Source organism: Streptomyces axinellae, from assembly GCF_039532135.1.
Taxonomy (GTDB): domain Bacteria; phylum Actinomycetota; class Actinomycetes; order Streptomycetales; family Streptomycetaceae; genus Streptomyces; species Streptomyces axinellae.
Genome location: NZ_BAAARJ010000002.1, coordinates 280254 through 296353, shown reverse-complemented (window position 1 = coordinate 296353; position 16100 = coordinate 280254). Strand labels below are relative to the sequence as shown.

Sequence of the window (16100 nt, the reverse complement as noted above, 5' to 3'; positions counted from 1 at the left end):
GTTCTCGGCTTCTCCCCCAGCCTTCGGCCGGGAGGTGCCCCCAGAACAGGGGGGACCCCCACCGCGGCGGAGCCGCATGAAGGCGCAGCCTCCGCGCCCCTTTGGGGCGGCGGCACCTGACTCAGCAGCCTCTCAAGTCCCTTCGTGACGGCCGACGTCAATCGGCGTTTCCGACCCTCTCGTGCCCGCTGACCAGCATCACGTGCCCCCGGCGCGCGCCACGGGGGCAACAACGGCGCATTCGGGGTGCTGACGGGGCGGCGTCGCTGTGGTTAATATCACGTCACCCGGCGACGTTGCCGAATCGTGATGGAGGTGCGAGGTCATGCGCCAACGACCCTTCCGTGTACGTCTCGCAGGGGTCCGCACGAGCTGGCGCACCCTGGATGACGGTGACTTCTTCTGCCCCGAGTGCGGCGGCGACCGCCGCTACCGCAGGCGGGCCGGACGCCGCCGCTTCGTCCTCCTGGGGATTCCGCTGGTGCCGCGCGGCCCGGCCGGGCCCGTCGTCGAATGCGTCGCCTGCCGCACGCACTTCGCCGCCGACGTGCTCGACCACCCCACCACCACCCGGCTGTCGGCCATGCTCCGTGAGGCCGTGCACAGCGTGGCGGTCGCCGTGCTGGCGGCGGGCGGCGCCGACGCGCGGCCGGTGCGCGAGGCCGCCGTCGAGACGATGCGCGCCGCCGGTTTCCCCGGCTGCACCGAGGAGGAGCTGACCGCGCTGCTCGCCGCGCTCGCCGCCGAGAACAGAAGCCGCAAGGGCCATGGGCACGTCTCGCTGGAGATAGAGCTGCACGAGGTGCTGGCCCCGCTCGCCCCGCACCTGGCGGTTCCCGGGCGGGAGAGTCTGCTGCTCCAGGGCGCGCGCATCGCGCTGGCCGACGGGCTGTACTGCTCGGCCGAGCGCGAGGTGCTGGCCACCGTAGGGCGGGCGCTGGAGATCGGCGGCGAGGATGTGGACCGGCTGCTGGCGGAGGCCCGCACCCCGTCTTGAGCGGTTCAACGGGAGGGCTGTGTACGGGTATTGACTCTGCTGCCGCCCGCTGCTGCCATCCGGTCAAGACGAGCCCGGACGACCTGGACGACGCGGACGACCTGGATGACGCGGACGAGCCGAGTGGTGCGATCAGTGCGGCCGAAGGGGCCGGTGTGGACGGTGTGGCTGACGTGAGCGGTCCCGAAGTGCCCCGCTTTCCCGGCGGGTTCCTGTGGGGCGTCTCCACCTCGGCGTTCCAGATCGAGGGAGCCGTGGACGAGGACGGGCGCGGGCCCTCCGCGTGGGACGCCTTCACCGCGCGCCCCGGCTCCGTCAAGGACGGCAGCGACGCGGCCGTCGCCGCCGGGCACTACCACCGCTGGCCCGAGGACCTCGCCCTCCTGCGGGAGCTGGGGGCCGGCGCCTACCGCTTCTCGGTGTCCTGGCCACGGGTGCTGCCGAGCGGAAGCGGCGCCGTCAACGGTCCGGGGCTGGACTTCTACGACCGGCTCGTGGACGCGCTGTGCGAGGCCGGGATCCAGCCGGTGCCCACGCTCTTCCACTGGGACACCCCGCAGGCCCTCGAAGAGCGCGGCGGCTGGCTGGAGCGCGATACGGCACGGCTGTTCGCGGACTACGCCGACACCGTCGCGGCCCGCCTCGGTGACCGGATCACCCACTGGGTCACGCTCAACGAACCGGCCGAAGTCACCCTGCTCGGCTACGGGCTGGGACAGCACGCCCCCGGCAGGCGGCTCCTGTTCGACGCGCTGCCCGCGGCCCACCATCAACTCCTCGGCCACGGCCTGGCCGTCCGCGCGCTGCGTGCGCGCGGCGCCCGTTCGATCGGCGTCGCCAACTCGCACGGACCGGTGTGGCCCCTCTCGGACGGCGAGACGGACCGGGAGGCCGCCGAGCTGTACGACCTGCTGACCAACCGGATGTTCGCCGACCCGCTGCTGCTGGGCCGCTACCCCGACGAGGGCCTGGCGGCGCTGTTGCCGGGCCCCGTCGCCGACGATCTGAAGGCCATCGGTGAGCCGCTGGACTGGTACGGCGTCAACTACTACCAGCCCACCCTCGTCGGCGCCCCCGCACCCGAGAGCCAGGCGGGCGAGTTCGCGGGCATCGGCCTGCCCGGCGAACTGCCCTTCGGCATACGGGAGATACCGGGCAAGGAGCGAACCGGATCCGGTTGGGCCGTCGTACCCGAAGGGCTGCCGGAGACGCTGCGCACCTTCTGCGCGCGCTACGGAGACCGGCTGCCGCCCGTGATGATCACCGAGAACGGCTGCGCCTATCCGGACCCCGTGCACGACCGGGAGCGTGTCGCCTTCCTCCGCGCGCACCTGCGCGCGCTGCACGAGGCCGTAGCCGAAGGGATCGACGTACGCGGCTACTTCGTCTGGTCCCTGCTGGACAACTTCGAGTGGGCGGAGGGCTACCGGCCGCGCTTCGGGCTCGTCCACGTCGATTACCAGACACTCGAACGCACCCCGAAGGACTCTTTCCGCTGGCTGCGCGCCGTACTGCGGGAACAGCGCGGTTCCAGCCGGTGACGCCGCCGGGGCCCCGGCGGCGCCAACTGCCCGGCCGCGGACGAGCGTGGCGCCCCGAAGCTCTACTCTTGGGCTTTCCACACAAAGGAATTGACGACCGGTTACGGGACGGGGTGCGCGGGTGGGAGCGGGGGAGGCGAACGGCGGAGAGCTGATCGGCAAGGTCTTCGGGGAGCGCTACCGGGTGACCTCGGTGATCGGCCGCGGCGGCATGGGCGTGGTGGCCCGCGCGGTGGACGAACTGCTCGGCCGCCAGGTCGCCGTCAAGATCCTGCGCGCGTTCACCGACACCTCCGCCGCCGAACTGGGCGACCTGCGCGAACGGATGCGGCGGGAGGCACAGGCCGCCGCCCGCATCCGGCACGGCGGCGTGGTCACGGTGCACGATGTGACCGAGGACCAGGGCCTGCCGGTCATCGTCATGGAACTGGTCGACGGCCCCTCCCTGGACGAGGTGCTGCGCGAGCGCGGCACGCTGGAGCCGAGGGAAGCCGCCGCCATCGGCGCCAAGCTGATGGACGCGCTCGACGCCGCACACCGGGCCGGGGTGCTCCACCGGGACGTCAAACCCGGGAACGTCCTGCTGGAGCGCGGCGGCGCGGAGCGTGGTGGTGCGAAGCGCGCTGAACCGTCGCAGGGTGGACCGGAGCGCGGTGGCCCCTCGTACGGCGGCGGCCGGGTCGTTCTCACGGACTTCGGCATCGCGACCATGGGCGCCCCCGGCGAGGACCCGGCCACCAGGCTGACCCGCAGCGGCGATCTCGTCGGCTCCCTCGACTTCCTGCCGCCCGAGCGGGCACAGGGCGCCGAGCCGGGACCCGCCTCCGACATCTGGTCGCTCGGCATGACGCTGTACGCGGCAGTGGAGGGCACCTGGCCCTTCCGCCGCACCTCCGTGTGGTCCACGCTGGCGGCGATCGTCACCGAGCCGCTGCCCGAACCCGTGCGCGCGGGCCCGCTCGCGCCGGTGCTGCACGCGCTGATGGCGAAGGAGCCGGACAGCCGCCCCGACGCCGGACAAGCCCGCGAGATGCTGGAACGCGTCGCCGCGGGCGGGACGGTGCGGCTTCTGCGGCCTGGGGGCGGAGGAGGGCTCGCCTCTTCGGCTGTGCCTGAGCCCGGTGCCGGGTCGGGACCTGCTCCTGATTCCGCGGCTGAGCCTGGTGCCGGGCCGGGGCCTGACTCCGCCCCTGCGTCTGACTCCGCCCCTGTGTCTGGCGCCGATTCTGCGCCTGCACCCGTGCCGGCGCCTGGCACCCCGGGTCTCCCGGACGGGGGTCTTGCGCGCACCCCGACCGCTCCCGGCGGCCCGGCCGCTCCGGGGGAACCAGTTGGTCCGGCCTTCGGGGCGGCGGCCCCCGGCTTCGGTCCGCCGCCCCCGCCCTCCGCCCAGCAGGCCGTCGGGCCGCAGGCGGACGGGGCGTACGCCCCGCGCCCGTACTTCGGCGGACCGCACGCGGGGGTTGGTCCGCCAGGAGTCGGCCCCGGTTCCACTCCCGGCCCCGGTTCCACTCCCGGTCCCAGTTCCGCTTCCGGCCCCAGTTCCGCTTCCGGGTCCGGTTCTGCCTCCCGCGGTGGTTCCGGTCCGGAGCGCGGGCGGCGGCGCGGCCGGGTCCTCGTCGCGTCGGCCGTGGCGGCCGTCCTGCTCGTGGGCGGCGGCGTCACCTACGCCCTGACCAGCACGAACAGGGGAACGCAGAACGATACGCACGCGGCGCCCGCCAAGACCGGCCGTTCAGCGGACATCGCCGAACCGGGCGACGGCGAGGCCCTCAAGAAGAGCCCGAGCGCCGCGCCGTCCCACCGCGCCCACAAGAAGCCCGACCCCTCGCCCTCAAAACGGCCGGGCCAGGAGGGGGACGAGCGGGCCAAGGACGACAAGTCCGGCCCCAAGCCCGACTCCAAGGCCGACCCGGGCGACAAGGACGACGGCACCGGCTCGCACGCGACGATCGACCCGACGCCCAAGCCCCGTTCCACCTCCAAGAGCTGCGGTGGCTGGAGCCACCAGGACCCGAGGCCGGGCACCTACGGCTACATGTCGGGCAGCTACCACATCATGAACGGGCCGTACCAGGACTGCCAGGTCATCGCCCTGGCCAAGTCCGGCACAAAGCTCTGGTACCACTGCTCCGTCGTCAACGCCTGGGGACACAACTGGACCTATGTGCGTATCGCGGGCACCAACACCATGGGCTGGATGTCCAACGACAACCTCACCCGCCAGAGCGGGCCCTCCACCCGTTGCTGATGCCTGTCCGGCGGCTGGGGAGGGGGTGCCCCTGGCGGCTGGGGAGGGGGTGCCCCTGCCTGTGCTTCGCAGGACGCGGCGACGTGCCCCCCGGCGCCATCGCGCCGCGCATACCGCAGGATTGAGGCGTGCAGACGCTGCTCCGGGATCCCGTTCACGCCGTCGTGACGTGCTTCTTGCGGCCACGGCCGCGCACCGCGCCGATGGCCGGGCGCGATGTCCTGCTCGCCCTCGCCGTGTGCGCCGTACAGACCGTGCTGGTGCTGCTGGAGACGCCCTCCGGGGGCCGTATGCCCACCCCGCTGGGCTGGGTGCTGCTCACGGCCTCGGGCGCGCTGCTCGTCTTCCGGCGGCCGGCGCCGTGGCCGACCGCCGTGGGCATCGTGCTGTGCGTCGGCCCGTACCACGCACAGGACTTCGCACACACGGCCGCCGTGCCCGGCGCCCTGATCGCGCTGTACTCCATGGCGACAGCGGGGCCGCCGCTGCGCTCCCTCGCCACGCTGGGGGCCATCGTCGGCGTCATGGCGACCGTCACGGGCACCAGCGGGTCCACCGGACAGCTCACCGAGATGCTCCGCAGCTCCGGATGGCTGGTCGTCTGCGTCCTGTTCGGCGAGACGGTGCGCATCCACCGCAACTATCTCGGCGCCGTCCTCGAACGGGCGGAGCGCGCCGAGCGGACCCGGGAGGAGGAGGCCGCGCGCCGGGTCGCGCAAGAACGCCTGCGCATCGCCCGTGACCTGCACGATCTGCTCGCCCACAGCATCACTCTCATCGGTGTGCAGACCTCCGTGGCCGCGCACGTCCTCGTCGCCGACCCCGAACGGCTCGACCGGGCGGCCGTCGCCAAGGCGCTCGACGGGATCGCCGACACCTGCCGCGACGCGCGGGCCGAACTGCGCACCACGCTGGAGGTGCTGCGCGCCGACGACCCGGACGGAATCGGTCCGCTGCCGGGCCTGTCCGGGCTGCCCGACCTCGCCCGCGCGGCCAGCGGCGCCGGAGCGCGCGTCGAACTGGCCGTCCGGGACACGGCGCTGGCCCTGCGCCCGCCACCGGCCGTGGGCGCCGCCGCCTACCGCATCGTGCAGGAGGCGCTCACCAACGCCGTACGGCACGCGGGGAGGTCGGTCGCCGTCCGGGCCGTGGTGGAGGGGGCGGAGGGCGCCTTGCGGGTGAGCGTCGTGGACGACGGCGGCGAAGCACCGCGCCCGTCCCTGCCCCCGGCCTCCCTCGCCCCGTCATCTCCGTCCCCGCCCCCCTCCACGGCTTCGGCCGCCACCTCGCCCTCCACGCCCACGTCCGCTTCTGCTTCCGCTTCTGCCTCCGCTTCCGTCTCCGGCGGGTTCGGTATCGCGGGCATGCGGGAGCGGGCCCGCAGTGTGGGCGGAACGCTGGAGGCGGGGCCCCGCCCCTACGGCGACGGTTTCGCCGTCACCGCCCGCCTCCCGGTGTGAGACCCGTTCGCCCGCCAACCCCCTGCCCCTGTGTCCCTGCGTACTGCCTGCGTACCGCTTCCCTCGGCCGACCCCTCCCGGAGATGCCCATGACCACCGCCTCGCCCATCCGGATCGTCCTCGCGGACGACCAGACGCTGGTACGCGCCGCGTTCGCCATGCTGATCGCCTCGGCGGGGGACATGTCCGTCGTCGGCGAGGCCGCCACCGGGCGCGAGGCCGTCGCCCAGGCGCGAGAGACGGGGGCCGATCTCGTCGTGATGGACATCCGGATGCCCGACCTCGACGGCATCGAGGCCACCCGCCTCATCGCCGCCGACGAGGAGCTGAGCGGAGTGAAGGTCCTCGTGCTGACCACCTACGACACGGACGAGCACGTGGTCGAGGCGCTGCGGGCGGGAGCCTCCGGCTTCCTGGTGAAGGACACCAGACCCGCGGAACTCCTCGACGCCATCCGCGTCGTCGCCGCCGGGGAGGCGCTGCTCTCGCCGGGCCCGACAGCCCGGCTCATAGCCCGCGTCCTGCGCGCCCCGGCCCCGGAGAGCCAAGGGGAGCACGGCTTCGTGGCGGCGGGGGCGCTGGAGGCGCTGTCCGCGCGCGAGCGGCAGGTGCTCGCGCTCGTCGGGCGCGGCTTGAACAACTCCGAGATCGCCGAGGCTCTGGACCTCTCCCCGCTCACGGCCAAGACCCACGTCAGCCGCATCATGGGCAAACTCGCCGTGCACGGCCGTGCGCAACTGGTGATAGCCGCCTACGAATCCGGCCTGGTCACCCCGGGCAGCCCCGCCTGACACCGGCATACGCGACAATGGCCCGATGCGCTGTCCCCCTTGTCCCCCTGACAAACTTGTCCCCCTGACAAAACGGTGATCGCGTGAGCCTGTACCGCGACGACGGCATCGTGCTCCGCACCCAGAAGCTGGGCGAGGCCGACCGCATCATCACGCTGCTCACCCGGGGCCATGGGCGGGTGCGGGCCGTGGCACGGGGGGTGCGGCGGACGAAGTCGAAGTTCGGGGCGCGGCTGGAGCCCTTCAGCCATGTTGACGTGCAGTTCTTCGCGCGGGGCAGCGATCTGGTGGGGCGGGGCCTGCCGCTGTGCACGCAGACGGAGACGATCGCGGCGTACGGCCAGGGCATCGTCTCCGACTACGACCGCTACACCGCCGGTACGGCCATGCTGGAGACCGCCGAGCGGTTCACCGACCATGAGGGCGAGCCGAACGTGCAGCAGTATCTGCTGCTGGTCGGCGGGCTGCGCACGCTCGCGGCCGGGGAGCACGGCCCGGGGCTCGTACTCGACGCGTTCTTGCTGCGCTCCCTGGCGATGGGCGGCTACGCCCCCAGCTTCGCGGACTGTGCCAGGTGCGGGCTGCCGGGGCCCAACCGTTTCTTCTCCGTCGCCTCGGGTGGCGTGGTGTGCGGGGACTGCCGGGTGCCGGGCAGCGTCGTGCCCTCGCCGGAGGCGCTGCGGCTGCTGGGCGCCTTGCTGACGGGGGACTGGGAGACGGCGGACGCCACCGAGCGGCGGCACTGCCGCGAGGGCGCGGGGCTGGTCTCGGCGTATCTGCACTGGCATCTGGAGCGGGGGCTGCGCTCCCTGCGGTACGTCCGGCAGGTGCCGAACGGTTAGGCTCGATCGGGTCCTGTCCCGTCCGTCCCGCTGGAGATGACTACCGATGGCACGCCGCGGAATGCTGTCCTGGGCGCAGCAGCGCGAGTACGCGAGGCCCGAGCGGCACCCTTCGGGTGCCCGGCCTCCCAAGATCCCCGGCGAGCTGGTCCCGGGCCATGTGGCGGTCGTCATGGATGGGAACGGACGCTGGGCCAAGCAGCGGGGGCTGCCCCGTACCGAGGGCCACAAGGTGGGCGAGGGCGTCGTCATGGACGTGCTCAAGGGCTGCCTGGAGATGGGCGTCAAGAACCTGTCCCTGTACGCCTTCTCCACCGAGAACTGGAAGCGTTCACCCGAAGAGGTCCGCTTCCTGATGAACTTCAACCGCGAGGTGATCCGCCGCCGCCGGGACGAGATGGACGAGCTGGGCATCCGCATCCGCTGGGTGGGCCGGATGCCCAAGCTGTGGAAGTCGGTCGTCCAGGAACTCCAGGTCGCCCAGGAGCAGACGCGGAACAACGACGCGATGACGCTCTACTTCTGCGTCAACTACGGTGGCCGGGCCGAGATCGCGGACGCGGCGCGCGGCATCGCCGAGGACGTCAGGGCCGGCCGGCTGGATCCGGCCAAGGTCACGGAGAAGACCGTCGCGAAGTACATGTACTACCCCGACATGCCGGACGTGGACCTCTTCCTGCGCCCCTCGGGCGAGCAGCGCACCTCCAACTACCTGATCTGGCAGAGCGCCTACGCCGAGATGGTCTACCAGGACGTGCTGTGGCCGGACTTCGACCGCCGGAACCTGTGGGCGGCCTGCCTGGAATACGCCCAGCGCGACCGCCGCTTCGGCGGCGCCCTGCCGGTGGAGGAGCCGACGGGGGAGCCCGGCGCCGGGGAGACTTCCTAGCCTCTGCCCGTCGGGCCCCTGGGCCCGGCGGGCCTCAGCCCGCCAGGTTCCAGGAGACGGTGCCGGTCGCGCTCGTGATGACGGCGAGCACGATGAGGTCGGCGGCTCCCAGGGCCGTGCCCAGCCGGGCGCGGCCCTTTCGCGTGGTGCCCTTGCTGAGGGCGAGCCCGCCCAGGACCAGGGCGCAGGGGCCCAGGAAGATGTTGAAGACCAGCAGTCCGACCAGGCCCATGACGAACGAGGCCACGGCCATGTCGTCGGCGGTGTCGGCGTCCCCGCCGCGAGTGCGGCCCTTGCGCCGGGGGCGCGCGACGGCCGTGGCCGACCCGTTCTCGGTGTGCTCGGCGCTCGCGGTGTGCTCGGCGCTCGCGGTGTGCTCGGCGCTCGCGGTGGTTTCGGGGGTGCTCAGTGTGGTGCCCATGGTCAGCTCCTCTGCCGGTGGCGGCGGTTGTGCTCGCGGACGGTGAAGATGAGCAGCCAGGCGGCGATGACCGCAGCCGCCGAAAGGGTCACGGCGGGCGGCAGGTGGGCCGGCGGGCCCACGAGGACGCCCAGCAGGAGGAACGCGGCGACGAGGAAGATCATCTGCCTCTCACTCCCAACGTGGTGCGGGTCGTCGTCAACTCATTCAGTGAACAGTTGGGATGACACTTGTTCACTGAGTTGAGAGTACCCCATTGCCACCTCCGGCACACAACTGTTTACTGAACCCCATGAGCACCACCGCCTCGCACCCTTCGCAGCGAGACCTCCAGAAGGCCAGGACCCGCCGTGCGCTGCTGGACGCCGGGCTGGACCTGCTGGAGCACCAGAGCCTGAGCAGCCTCGGCCTGCGCGAGATCACCCGCGTCGTGGGCGTCTCACCCGCCGCGTTCTACCGGCACTTCCGGGACGTGAGCGACCTGGGCGTCACACTCGTCGAGGAGTCCCTCGGCAGCCTGCACCCGGTCATCCGCGCGGGGCTGACCGAGCACAGCCAGGACCGGGACCGCATCGACCACGCGGTCGAGGCCATAGCCGCCTACGTCCGCGCACACCCCGGGCACGTCCGCTTCGTGGCCCGCGAACGGCACGGCGGGGTGGCCGCCGTGCGGACGGCCATCGGCGCCCAACTCGACCGCTTCGCGCGGGAGGTCGCCCAGGTCCTGGCCCAGGACGAGGTCTCGCGGGACTGGAGCGAGGACGATGTGCGGATGCTCGGCGAGACCTACGTGGACACCATGGTGATGACGGCCTCCGCCTTCTTGGAGGCCGCCCAGGGAGAGGGCCCGGACGAGGCCACCGTGGCGCACACCGCCCGCCGCAGACTGCGGCTGATCAGCGTCGGCCGCCGCCACTGGACCTCCGAACCGGACCCCGGCCCCTGAGCCGCCCGGGCCCGGGTAACGCCCGCCCCTTGACGCGGACTCCAGGGCGCCTCGAAGAGGCGCGGGGAACCGCGCGACCGGCCTGGGGCACCCCCCGCTCGAAGAGCTTGTCCGTAGGGCGCCGGTGAGGAAACAGATGCGCCAGGCCGGTCAGCCGACGGGGCCGTCAGGAGGGCGTACGCGACCGCTCCGACGAGCCCCGGAACCGAACCGGGTGCATGTAATGTCCCTTTGGGGTACGTACGAGGTGTCGATTCGCAGGGGGGCGGACGTGGAGACCGACATCGTCCAGGCAGTCGATCAGATGGGCCCGTATGTGGCCGCCGCGCTCGCCGCCTACGGCGCCAACGTCCTGTCCCGGGCAGAGGATGCCGCCGCCGACGCGACGGTGAACGCTGGACGGCAAATCCTGCTCAGGGTCTGGGACCGGGTCTCTCCGACGCGCCGCGCCATGCTGCAGCAGGCCGTCGAGGATGCGGTGACGCCCGGGCCTGTCGCCGACGACGGAGCGGCGGCCCTGCGTGGGCAGCTCAGGCGCGCGATGAGCGAAGATCCGCAACTCGTCGAGGAGTTGCGGCATGTGCTCGTGGGCGCCCCACGAACCGTTACCGCGTCCGGGGAGCGGTCGGTGGCCGTCGGCGGCGACAACAGCGGCGTCATCAACACAGGTGACGGAGTCGGCATCACGGCCCACGGCGGCCATACGCCGGACCCGACCTCGTCATGACCGCCCCGGGCGCACACCACGCCTCCGGGGCCCGGTCCATCGCGGCCGACGCGCTATCGGGGTTCGCCAACACCGGTGACCATGTCAGCGTCACCGTGCTGACACAGCAGGACCTCCACAGCGCGAAAGAGGTCAGCGCGCCTCCGCATTCCGGGAACCTGCCGTACGCGTCGGGTCGGGTGTTCGTCGGCCGGGACGCCCAACTGGCAACGCTGTGCGAGCTGTTCAGGCCGCATCAGGGTGTGGAGCAGACCCGCTCCCACGTGGTGCACGGCATGGGCGGTATCGGCAAGAGCACCCTGGCCGTCCATTACGCGCACCGCAACCGGGAGCACTACAGCCTGATCTGGTGGATCAACGCGGACTCCCCGGCGCAGATCGACGTCTCCCTGGCCGCCCTCGCCGCGTATCTGCACCCCCAGTGGGCGGCCGGTGTCGGTGTGAAGGCGCGAGCGGCCTGGGCAAGTGTCTGGCTGCAGTGGCACCCGGGATGGTTGCTGATCTTCGACAACGTGGACGAACCACGCGACGCCGAACCGTATCTGGGCGGGCTGACCGGCGGCCACCACCTGATCACCAGCCGCCGCGCACACGGCTGGTCCAGCGCCCGGGCCGTCGGCCTGGACGTCTTCGACGACACCTCGGCGGCCGACTTCCTCTACGAACTTGCCTGCGGCGAGCCCCCCGACCGCCGCGGTCCGCAGTACGCCGACGCCCGCGCGCTGGCCACCGCGCTGGGCAACCTGCCACTCGCCCTTCACCAGGCCGGCGCCTACGTGCGGCAGACCGGGACGACCCTGGTCTCCTTCTACAACGACCTGGGGCTGATGCTGGACGAGGCCGCTTCTGGCATCGACCCCGAGCGCACCATCGCGCGGGTGTGGAACGTGACCTTAGCCGCCGTCGAGGAGCAGAGCCACGCGGCGATCACTCTGTTGTACGCCCTGGCCTGGCTGTCCCCCGACGATTGTCCGCGCGGACTGCTCGCCACGCTGTTCCCCGACGGGCGCACGCTGAACAAGGCCCTGGGCGTGCTCGCGACCTACAACCTCGTCCACCTGACCGGTCCTTCGGTGCGCATCCACCGCCTCCTGCAGCTCACCCTGCGCCGCACTCCGGATCCCACCGGGCTGTCGCTGACGGCCCCGCCCGCCGCGCGGGGGCGCGCCGAGGCAACCCGCGTCCTGCGCCACGCCCTGTACCCCGAGGGTGCGGCGAGACCGGCACCGGAGGCCACGTGGGAGCTGTGCCTGCCCCACCTCCTGGTGCTGGTCTCCACGGCGCCGGACGACTACGACGACGCTCCCGCCCTGCCGTTGTACCTCGACGCCGCCGAACGCCTCCACGAACTGCGCCTGGATGACAAGGCGCTGCCGCTGTGGGAGGGGATCATGCGCGTGTACGAGCGCACGTTCCCGCCCGAAACGCCCGAAGTGCTCCACGCGCGGCACCGCATGGCGGGGGCCCTCGCGGAAAGCGGGGAGTCTCATCGGGCCTCGGGGCTCCTGGACGGGGTCGTGGCCGACCGCGCGGAACTGCTGGGAGCCGACCACCCCGACACCCTGGAGAGCCTCCACGATCTGGGCGCCTGTCGCGTTGAGGAGGGTGACATACGGTCCGGCGAGGCGGTGCTCGCTCGCGCGGCCCAGGCCCGTGAGCGTGTCCTGGGGCGAGGCCATCCCCAGACGCTCAAGAGCCGTGGCTACCTCGCCGCCTGCTACGCAGCACAGCGACGGCCCGACGAGGCGGTGACCCTCCTGGAGCAGGTGGCCGCCGAATCGGCACACGTACTGGGCCCCGATCACCTCGACACGCTGGAATACCGCGTTCTGCTCGCCGCGAGTCTCATGGTCACCTCGCGCCTCGACGAGGCCGTGCGCCTCCATGAGGCCGTCACAGCGGACTGCGAGCGTGTGCTGGGCGGCGACGACCCGCACACGCTGAGCGCCCGCACCGACCTGAGCTGGTACTACAGCATGACGGGGCGGACGCAGGAGGCGATCGCACTCCAGGAGCGGGTGGTCCATGACTACGAGCGGGTCTTCGGCACCGTCCACCCCGACACCGTGACCGCCCGGGTGAAGTGGGCCGACAGATACCGGCACGGAGGGCAGAAGGAGGCCGCAGCCGCCCTCCTTGAGGTGGCGGTCGCCGACTGCGCGCGGCACCTGGGCGCCGATCACAGCCACACGCTCAGGGCCCGGGCGACGCTCGCCGACTGCTACAAGGAGACCGAACGGGTGGCCGACGCGCTCGTGTTGGGGGAAGAGCTGGTCGCCGACTACGCGCGCGTCTTCGGCGCCGACCACCACGAAAGCCTGGAAGCCCGCAGCCGCCTTGCGGACATCTACATGCACGCCGACCGCTTGGAAGAGGCGATCAGCCTCCACGAGCAGGTCCTCGCGGACTTCTCGCGCGCACTGGGTGTTGACAACTTTTTCACCGTGACAGCAAGGCTCACTCTCGCCATGGACTACTTCCAGGCGGAGCGGTTCGCCGACGTCGTAGGCATCGGAGAATCGGTGACCGCCGCACTCGGCGGCGGCGCCCACCTGCTCACCCCATATCTCAGCTACATGCTCACCGCCTCGTACGCGGCGCTGGGGAACATGGATGAGGCCATTGCCCAGGGTGTGCAGGCATTGGCGTACTTCGAGCACATCCAGGGGCCCGATCACCCCGACATGTTGCTCCTCCGCCGGTTCCTCAGCGACTGCTACTGGGCGGCGGGGCAACAGGAGAAAGCCATCGAGCTGGAGGAGCAGCTGCTCGTCGACAGCGAGAGGGTTCTGGGCCCTGACCATCCCGACACCGTGCAGGTCCGGGAAGACCTGCGAGAGCGAGGAGCCTGAGCGCGAGCCCGTCGGGGCTTTCCTTCGGCGGCAGCCCCCGCTCAGCACACAAGGATGCCCGTGCACAACCAGGGTGGCCGCACACAACAACGCGTAGCGCCCAGCGGAGCGCTACGCGCAGTCCCCGCAAGTGCCGAAGATCTCCAGCGTGTGGCCCACGTTCACGAAGCCGTGCTCGGCGGCGACCGCCGCGGCCCACTTCTCGACGGCCGGGCCCTCGACCTCGACGGCCTTGCCGCAGGCCCTGCACACCAGGTGATGGTGGTGGTCGTCACTGTTGCAGCGGCGGTAGACGGACTCGCCCTCGTCCGTGCGCAGCACGTCCACCTCGCCGGCGTCGGCGAGTGACTGGAGCGTGCGGTAGACCGTGGTCAGTCCGACCGAGTCGCCGCGGTGCTTGAGCATGTCGTGCAGCTCCTGCGCGCTGCGGAACTCCTCGACCTCGGCGAGTGCCGCCGAGACCGCGGCGCGCTGTCGGGTCGACCGGCCGCGTACAGGGGGACCTGCGGTGGTCACGCTCGGGCTCCTTACGTTCGTCTGCTCCGGGGAGTTGAAGCGTTCGCGACGGCCATTGTGCCAGGCGCAACCCCGGAGCGGTCATTACACCCTGGTGGGGCGGTCCATTCCGGCCTCGTCCCCCTCCGCTACCAGAGTGCCCTCTCGGCCCCCTCCGGCGACAGCCTTCGCTCTGCGCCGGGCCAGCGGAGCCGCCAGCGCGGTGGTGAGGATGAACAGGCCGATGGCCAGGACGACGATGCTGGCGCCGGGCGGGACGTCGGCGAAGTACGAGGTCGTGGTGCCGGAGAGGGTCACGATCACGCCGAAGACCACCGAGAGCGCGAGTGTCGCGGCGAAGCCCCGGGTGGCCTGCTGGGCGGCGGCGACGGGGATCACCATCAGTGCGCTGACCAGCAACAGCCCCACCACCCGCATCGCGACGGTGACGGTCACCGCGGCGGTCACCGCCAGCAGCAGGTTCAGCAGCCGCACCGGCAGCCCCGTCACCCGGGCGAACTCCTCGTCCTGGCATACCGCGAACAGCTGGCGCCGCAGCCCCAGCGAGACGGCGAGCACGAACACGGACAGGCACACGATCGCCACGATGTCCGACTGGGAGACCGTGGTGATGGAGCCGAACAGATAGGTCGTGAGGTTGGCGTTGGAGCCGTTCGGCGACAGGTTGATGATCATGACGCCGCCCGCCATGCCGCCGTAGAACAGCATGGACAGCGCGATGTCCCCGCGCGCCTTGCCGTACCAGCGGATCAGCTCCATCGCGATGGCGCCCAGCGAGGAGACGAGCACCGCCATCCACACCGGGTTCGTGCTCAGCAGGAAGCCCAGCGCGACGCCGGTGAGCGCGACGTGCCCGATGCCGTCGCCCATGATCGCCTGGCGGCGCTGCACCAGGTAGATCCCGACGGCGGGCGCGGCGATCCCCACCAGCAGCGCGGCCAGCAGGGCGCGCTGCATGAAGGCGAACCCCAGCATCTCGGTCATGTCAGCGTTCCCGTCTCGATCTTGGGTGCCGTCGGCGCGCCCTGTTCGCCGGCCGCGTCGTGCGGGTGGCAGGCCAGGTCGTGCAGTTGGTCAGGGTTGTCCACCCGCTCCACGCGGCCGTCCCGCAGCACCACGGCGCGGTCGATCAGCGGGGCCAGCGGGCCGAGTTCGTGCAGGACGAGCAGCACCGAGCTGCCCTGGGTGACCTGGTCGCGCAGGGTGCCGGCCAGCACCTCCTGGCTGGCCAGGTCCACGCCCGCCAGCGGCTCGTCCATGATCAGCAGCTCCGGCTCACCGGCCAGCGCGCGGGCGATCAGCACCCGCTGGTGCTGGCCCCCCGACAGCGCGTCAACGGGGTCGCGCGCGCGGTCCGCCAGGCCCACCAGCTCCAGCGCCCGGTGGACGGCGGCCTTGTCCGCACGCCCCAGCGGCCGGAACCGGCGCCGTGCGAGCCGCCCGGCGGAGACGACCTCGCGCACCGTCGCGGGCACCCCGGACGCCGCCGTGGAGCGCTGCGGGACGTAGCCGACGCGCCGCCAGTCGCGGAAGCGGCCGAACGGGGTGCCGAACAGCTCCAGTTCGCCGCCGCTCAGCGGCACCTGGCCGAGGACGGCCCGGATCGTCGTGGACTTGCCCGAGCCGTTGGCCCCCAGCAGCGCCACGGTCTCGCCCCGCCCCACGGTCAGATCGACCCCGCGCAGCACGGGCCGTGCGCCGAGCGAGGCGGTGGCGCCGCGCAGCGTGACGGCGGGCACGGACGGCTCCGCGAGGGCGGAGGGGGCCGCGGCGGGGGAGACGGGGCCCGTGGCGGGTGGGCCGGCTATGGGAGGTTCGGAGCCCGCGTCGGGGCCGTCGGCCGGCTGTGCCTGTCGCTTCTTCAACG

General features: G+C 72.1%; 15 protein-coding genes. 10 read left to right on the top strand and 5 right to left on the bottom strand.

From position 1 onward, the window contains the following. Positions 1–325 precede the first annotated feature (325 nt). The 7 genes from ABD339_RS03710 to ABD339_RS03680 all read left to right on the top strand — a co-directional run bounded on the left by ABD339_RS03710 (position 326) and on the right by ABD339_RS03680 (position 8771). Positions 326–997 carry a TerB family tellurite resistance protein gene (locus tag ABD339_RS03710; protein WP_344562029.1) on the top strand — a complete coding sequence of 224 codons (672 nt, stop codon included), beginning with the start codon at positions 326–328 and terminating at the stop codon, positions 995–997. A gap of 188 nt (positions 998–1185) precedes the next feature. Beyond that, positions 1186–2538 carry a GH1 family beta-glucosidase gene (locus ABD339_RS03705; protein ID WP_425575879.1) on the top strand — a complete coding sequence of 451 codons (1353 nt, stop codon included), beginning with the start codon at positions 1186–1188 and terminating at the stop codon, positions 2536–2538. A gap of 121 nt (positions 2539–2659) precedes the next feature. Further along, a complete protein-coding gene (locus tag ABD339_RS03700) occupies positions 2660–4789 on the top strand; it encodes a serine/threonine protein kinase (RefSeq protein WP_344562027.1) in 2130 nt (709 codons plus the stop codon). Between the two features lie 128 nt (positions 4790–4917). Continuing rightward, complete coding sequence (locus tag ABD339_RS03695; protein WP_425575872.1) at positions 4918–6249, top strand: sensor histidine kinase; 1332 nt, start codon at positions 4918–4920, stop codon at positions 6247–6249. 83 nt (positions 6250–6332) lie between these two features. Continuing rightward, entirely contained in the window at positions 6333–7040 is a 708-nt protein-coding gene (locus tag ABD339_RS03690; RefSeq protein ID WP_425575871.1) for a response regulator, read from the top strand. Positions 7041–7123: 83 nt separating this feature from the next. After that, positions 7124–7882, top strand: coding sequence for a DNA repair protein RecO (gene recO / locus ABD339_RS03685; RefSeq protein WP_344562023.1), 759 nt, complete (start codon positions 7124–7126; stop codon positions 7880–7882). A 46-nt stretch (positions 7883–7928) separates the two neighbouring features. Next, complete coding sequence (locus ABD339_RS03680; RefSeq protein ID WP_344562021.1) at positions 7929–8771, top strand: isoprenyl transferase; 843 nt, start codon at positions 7929–7931, stop codon at positions 8769–8771. Between the two features lie 34 nt (positions 8772–8805). Here the strand turns inward: ABD339_RS03680 and ABD339_RS03675 are convergent, their stop codons facing one another. Both ABD339_RS03675 and ABD339_RS03670 read right to left on the bottom strand, forming a co-directional pair. Continuing rightward, the gene (locus ABD339_RS03675; protein WP_425575870.1) at positions 8806–9192 is read right to left on the bottom strand and encodes a DUF4190 domain-containing protein; all 387 of its coding nucleotides are present in this window, start codon (positions 9190–9192) and stop codon (positions 8806–8808) included. 2 nt (positions 9193–9194) lie between these two features. Continuing rightward, positions 9195–9356 (bottom strand): hypothetical protein, encoded by a 162-nt coding sequence (locus ABD339_RS03670; RefSeq protein ID WP_344562020.1) that lies wholly within the window; start codon positions 9354–9356, stop codon positions 9195–9197. A 128-nt stretch (positions 9357–9484) separates the two neighbouring features. Between ABD339_RS03670 and ABD339_RS03665 the strand changes: the two genes are divergently transcribed. The 3 genes from ABD339_RS03665 to ABD339_RS03655 all read left to right on the top strand — a co-directional run bounded on the left by ABD339_RS03665 (position 9485) and on the right by ABD339_RS03655 (position 13717). Next, complete coding sequence (locus ABD339_RS03665) at positions 9485–10138, top strand: TetR family transcriptional regulator (protein ID WP_344562018.1); 654 nt, start codon at positions 9485–9487, stop codon at positions 10136–10138. Positions 10139–10409: 271 nt separating this feature from the next. Next, entirely contained in the window at positions 10410–10865 is a 456-nt protein-coding gene (locus ABD339_RS03660) for a hypothetical protein (RefSeq protein WP_344562016.1), read from the top strand. Beyond that, on the top strand, positions 10862–13717 hold the full coding sequence (locus ABD339_RS03655; RefSeq protein WP_344562014.1) for a tetratricopeptide repeat protein: 2856 nt from the start codon (positions 10862–10864) through the stop codon (positions 13715–13717). The genes ABD339_RS03660 and ABD339_RS03655 overlap by 4 nt, the downstream gene beginning before the upstream one ends. A 111-nt stretch (positions 13718–13828) precedes the next feature. Here ABD339_RS03655 and ABD339_RS03650 read toward each other — a convergent pair whose 3' ends face one another. From ABD339_RS03650 to ABD339_RS03640, 3 genes are all read right to left on the bottom strand, one after another. Then, positions 13829–14233 (bottom strand): Fur family transcriptional regulator, encoded by a 405-nt coding sequence (locus ABD339_RS03650; protein ID WP_326690472.1) that lies wholly within the window; start codon positions 14231–14233, stop codon positions 13829–13831. Between the two features lie 84 nt (positions 14234–14317). Continuing rightward, positions 14318–15217, bottom strand: coding sequence for a metal ABC transporter permease (locus ABD339_RS03645; protein ID WP_344562010.1), 900 nt, complete (start codon positions 15215–15217; stop codon positions 14318–14320). Continuing rightward, entirely contained in the window at positions 15214–15972 is a 759-nt protein-coding gene (locus ABD339_RS03640) for a metal ABC transporter ATP-binding protein (protein WP_344562342.1), read from the bottom strand. The genes ABD339_RS03645 and ABD339_RS03640 overlap by 4 nt, the downstream gene beginning before the upstream one ends. Positions 15973–16100 lie beyond the last annotated feature (128 nt).

What these genes read in the sequence shown, in the direction of transcription:
- ABD339_RS03710 (WP_344562029.1), top strand. Translation starts at nt 326, where the DNA reads ATGCGCCAACGACCCTTCCGTGTACGTCTCGCAGGGGTCCGCACGAGC.
- ABD339_RS03690 (WP_425575871.1), top strand. Translation starts at nt 6,333, where the DNA reads ATGCCCATGACCACCGCCTCGCCCATCCGGATCGTCCTCGCGGACGAC.
- ABD339_RS03680 (WP_344562021.1), top strand. Translation starts at nt 7,929, where the DNA reads ATGGCACGCCGCGGAATGCTGTCCTGGGCGCAGCAGCGCGAGTACGCG.
- ABD339_RS03675 (WP_425575870.1), bottom strand. Translation starts at nt 9,192, where the DNA reads ATGGGCACCACACTGAGCACCCCCGAAACCACCGCGAGCGCCGAGCAC.
- ABD339_RS03670 (WP_344562020.1), bottom strand. Translation starts at nt 9,356, where the DNA reads ATGATCTTCCTCGTCGCCGCGTTCCTCCTGCTGGGCGTCCTCGTGGGC.
- ABD339_RS03665 (WP_344562018.1), top strand. Translation starts at nt 9,485, where the DNA reads ATGAGCACCACCGCCTCGCACCCTTCGCAGCGAGACCTCCAGAAGGCC.
- ABD339_RS03655 (WP_344562014.1), top strand. Translation starts at nt 10,862, where the DNA reads ATGACCGCCCCGGGCGCACACCACGCCTCCGGGGCCCGGTCCATCGCG.
- ABD339_RS03645 (WP_344562010.1), bottom strand. Translation starts at nt 15,217, where the DNA reads ATGACCGAGATGCTGGGGTTCGCCTTCATGCAGCGCGCCCTGCTGGCC.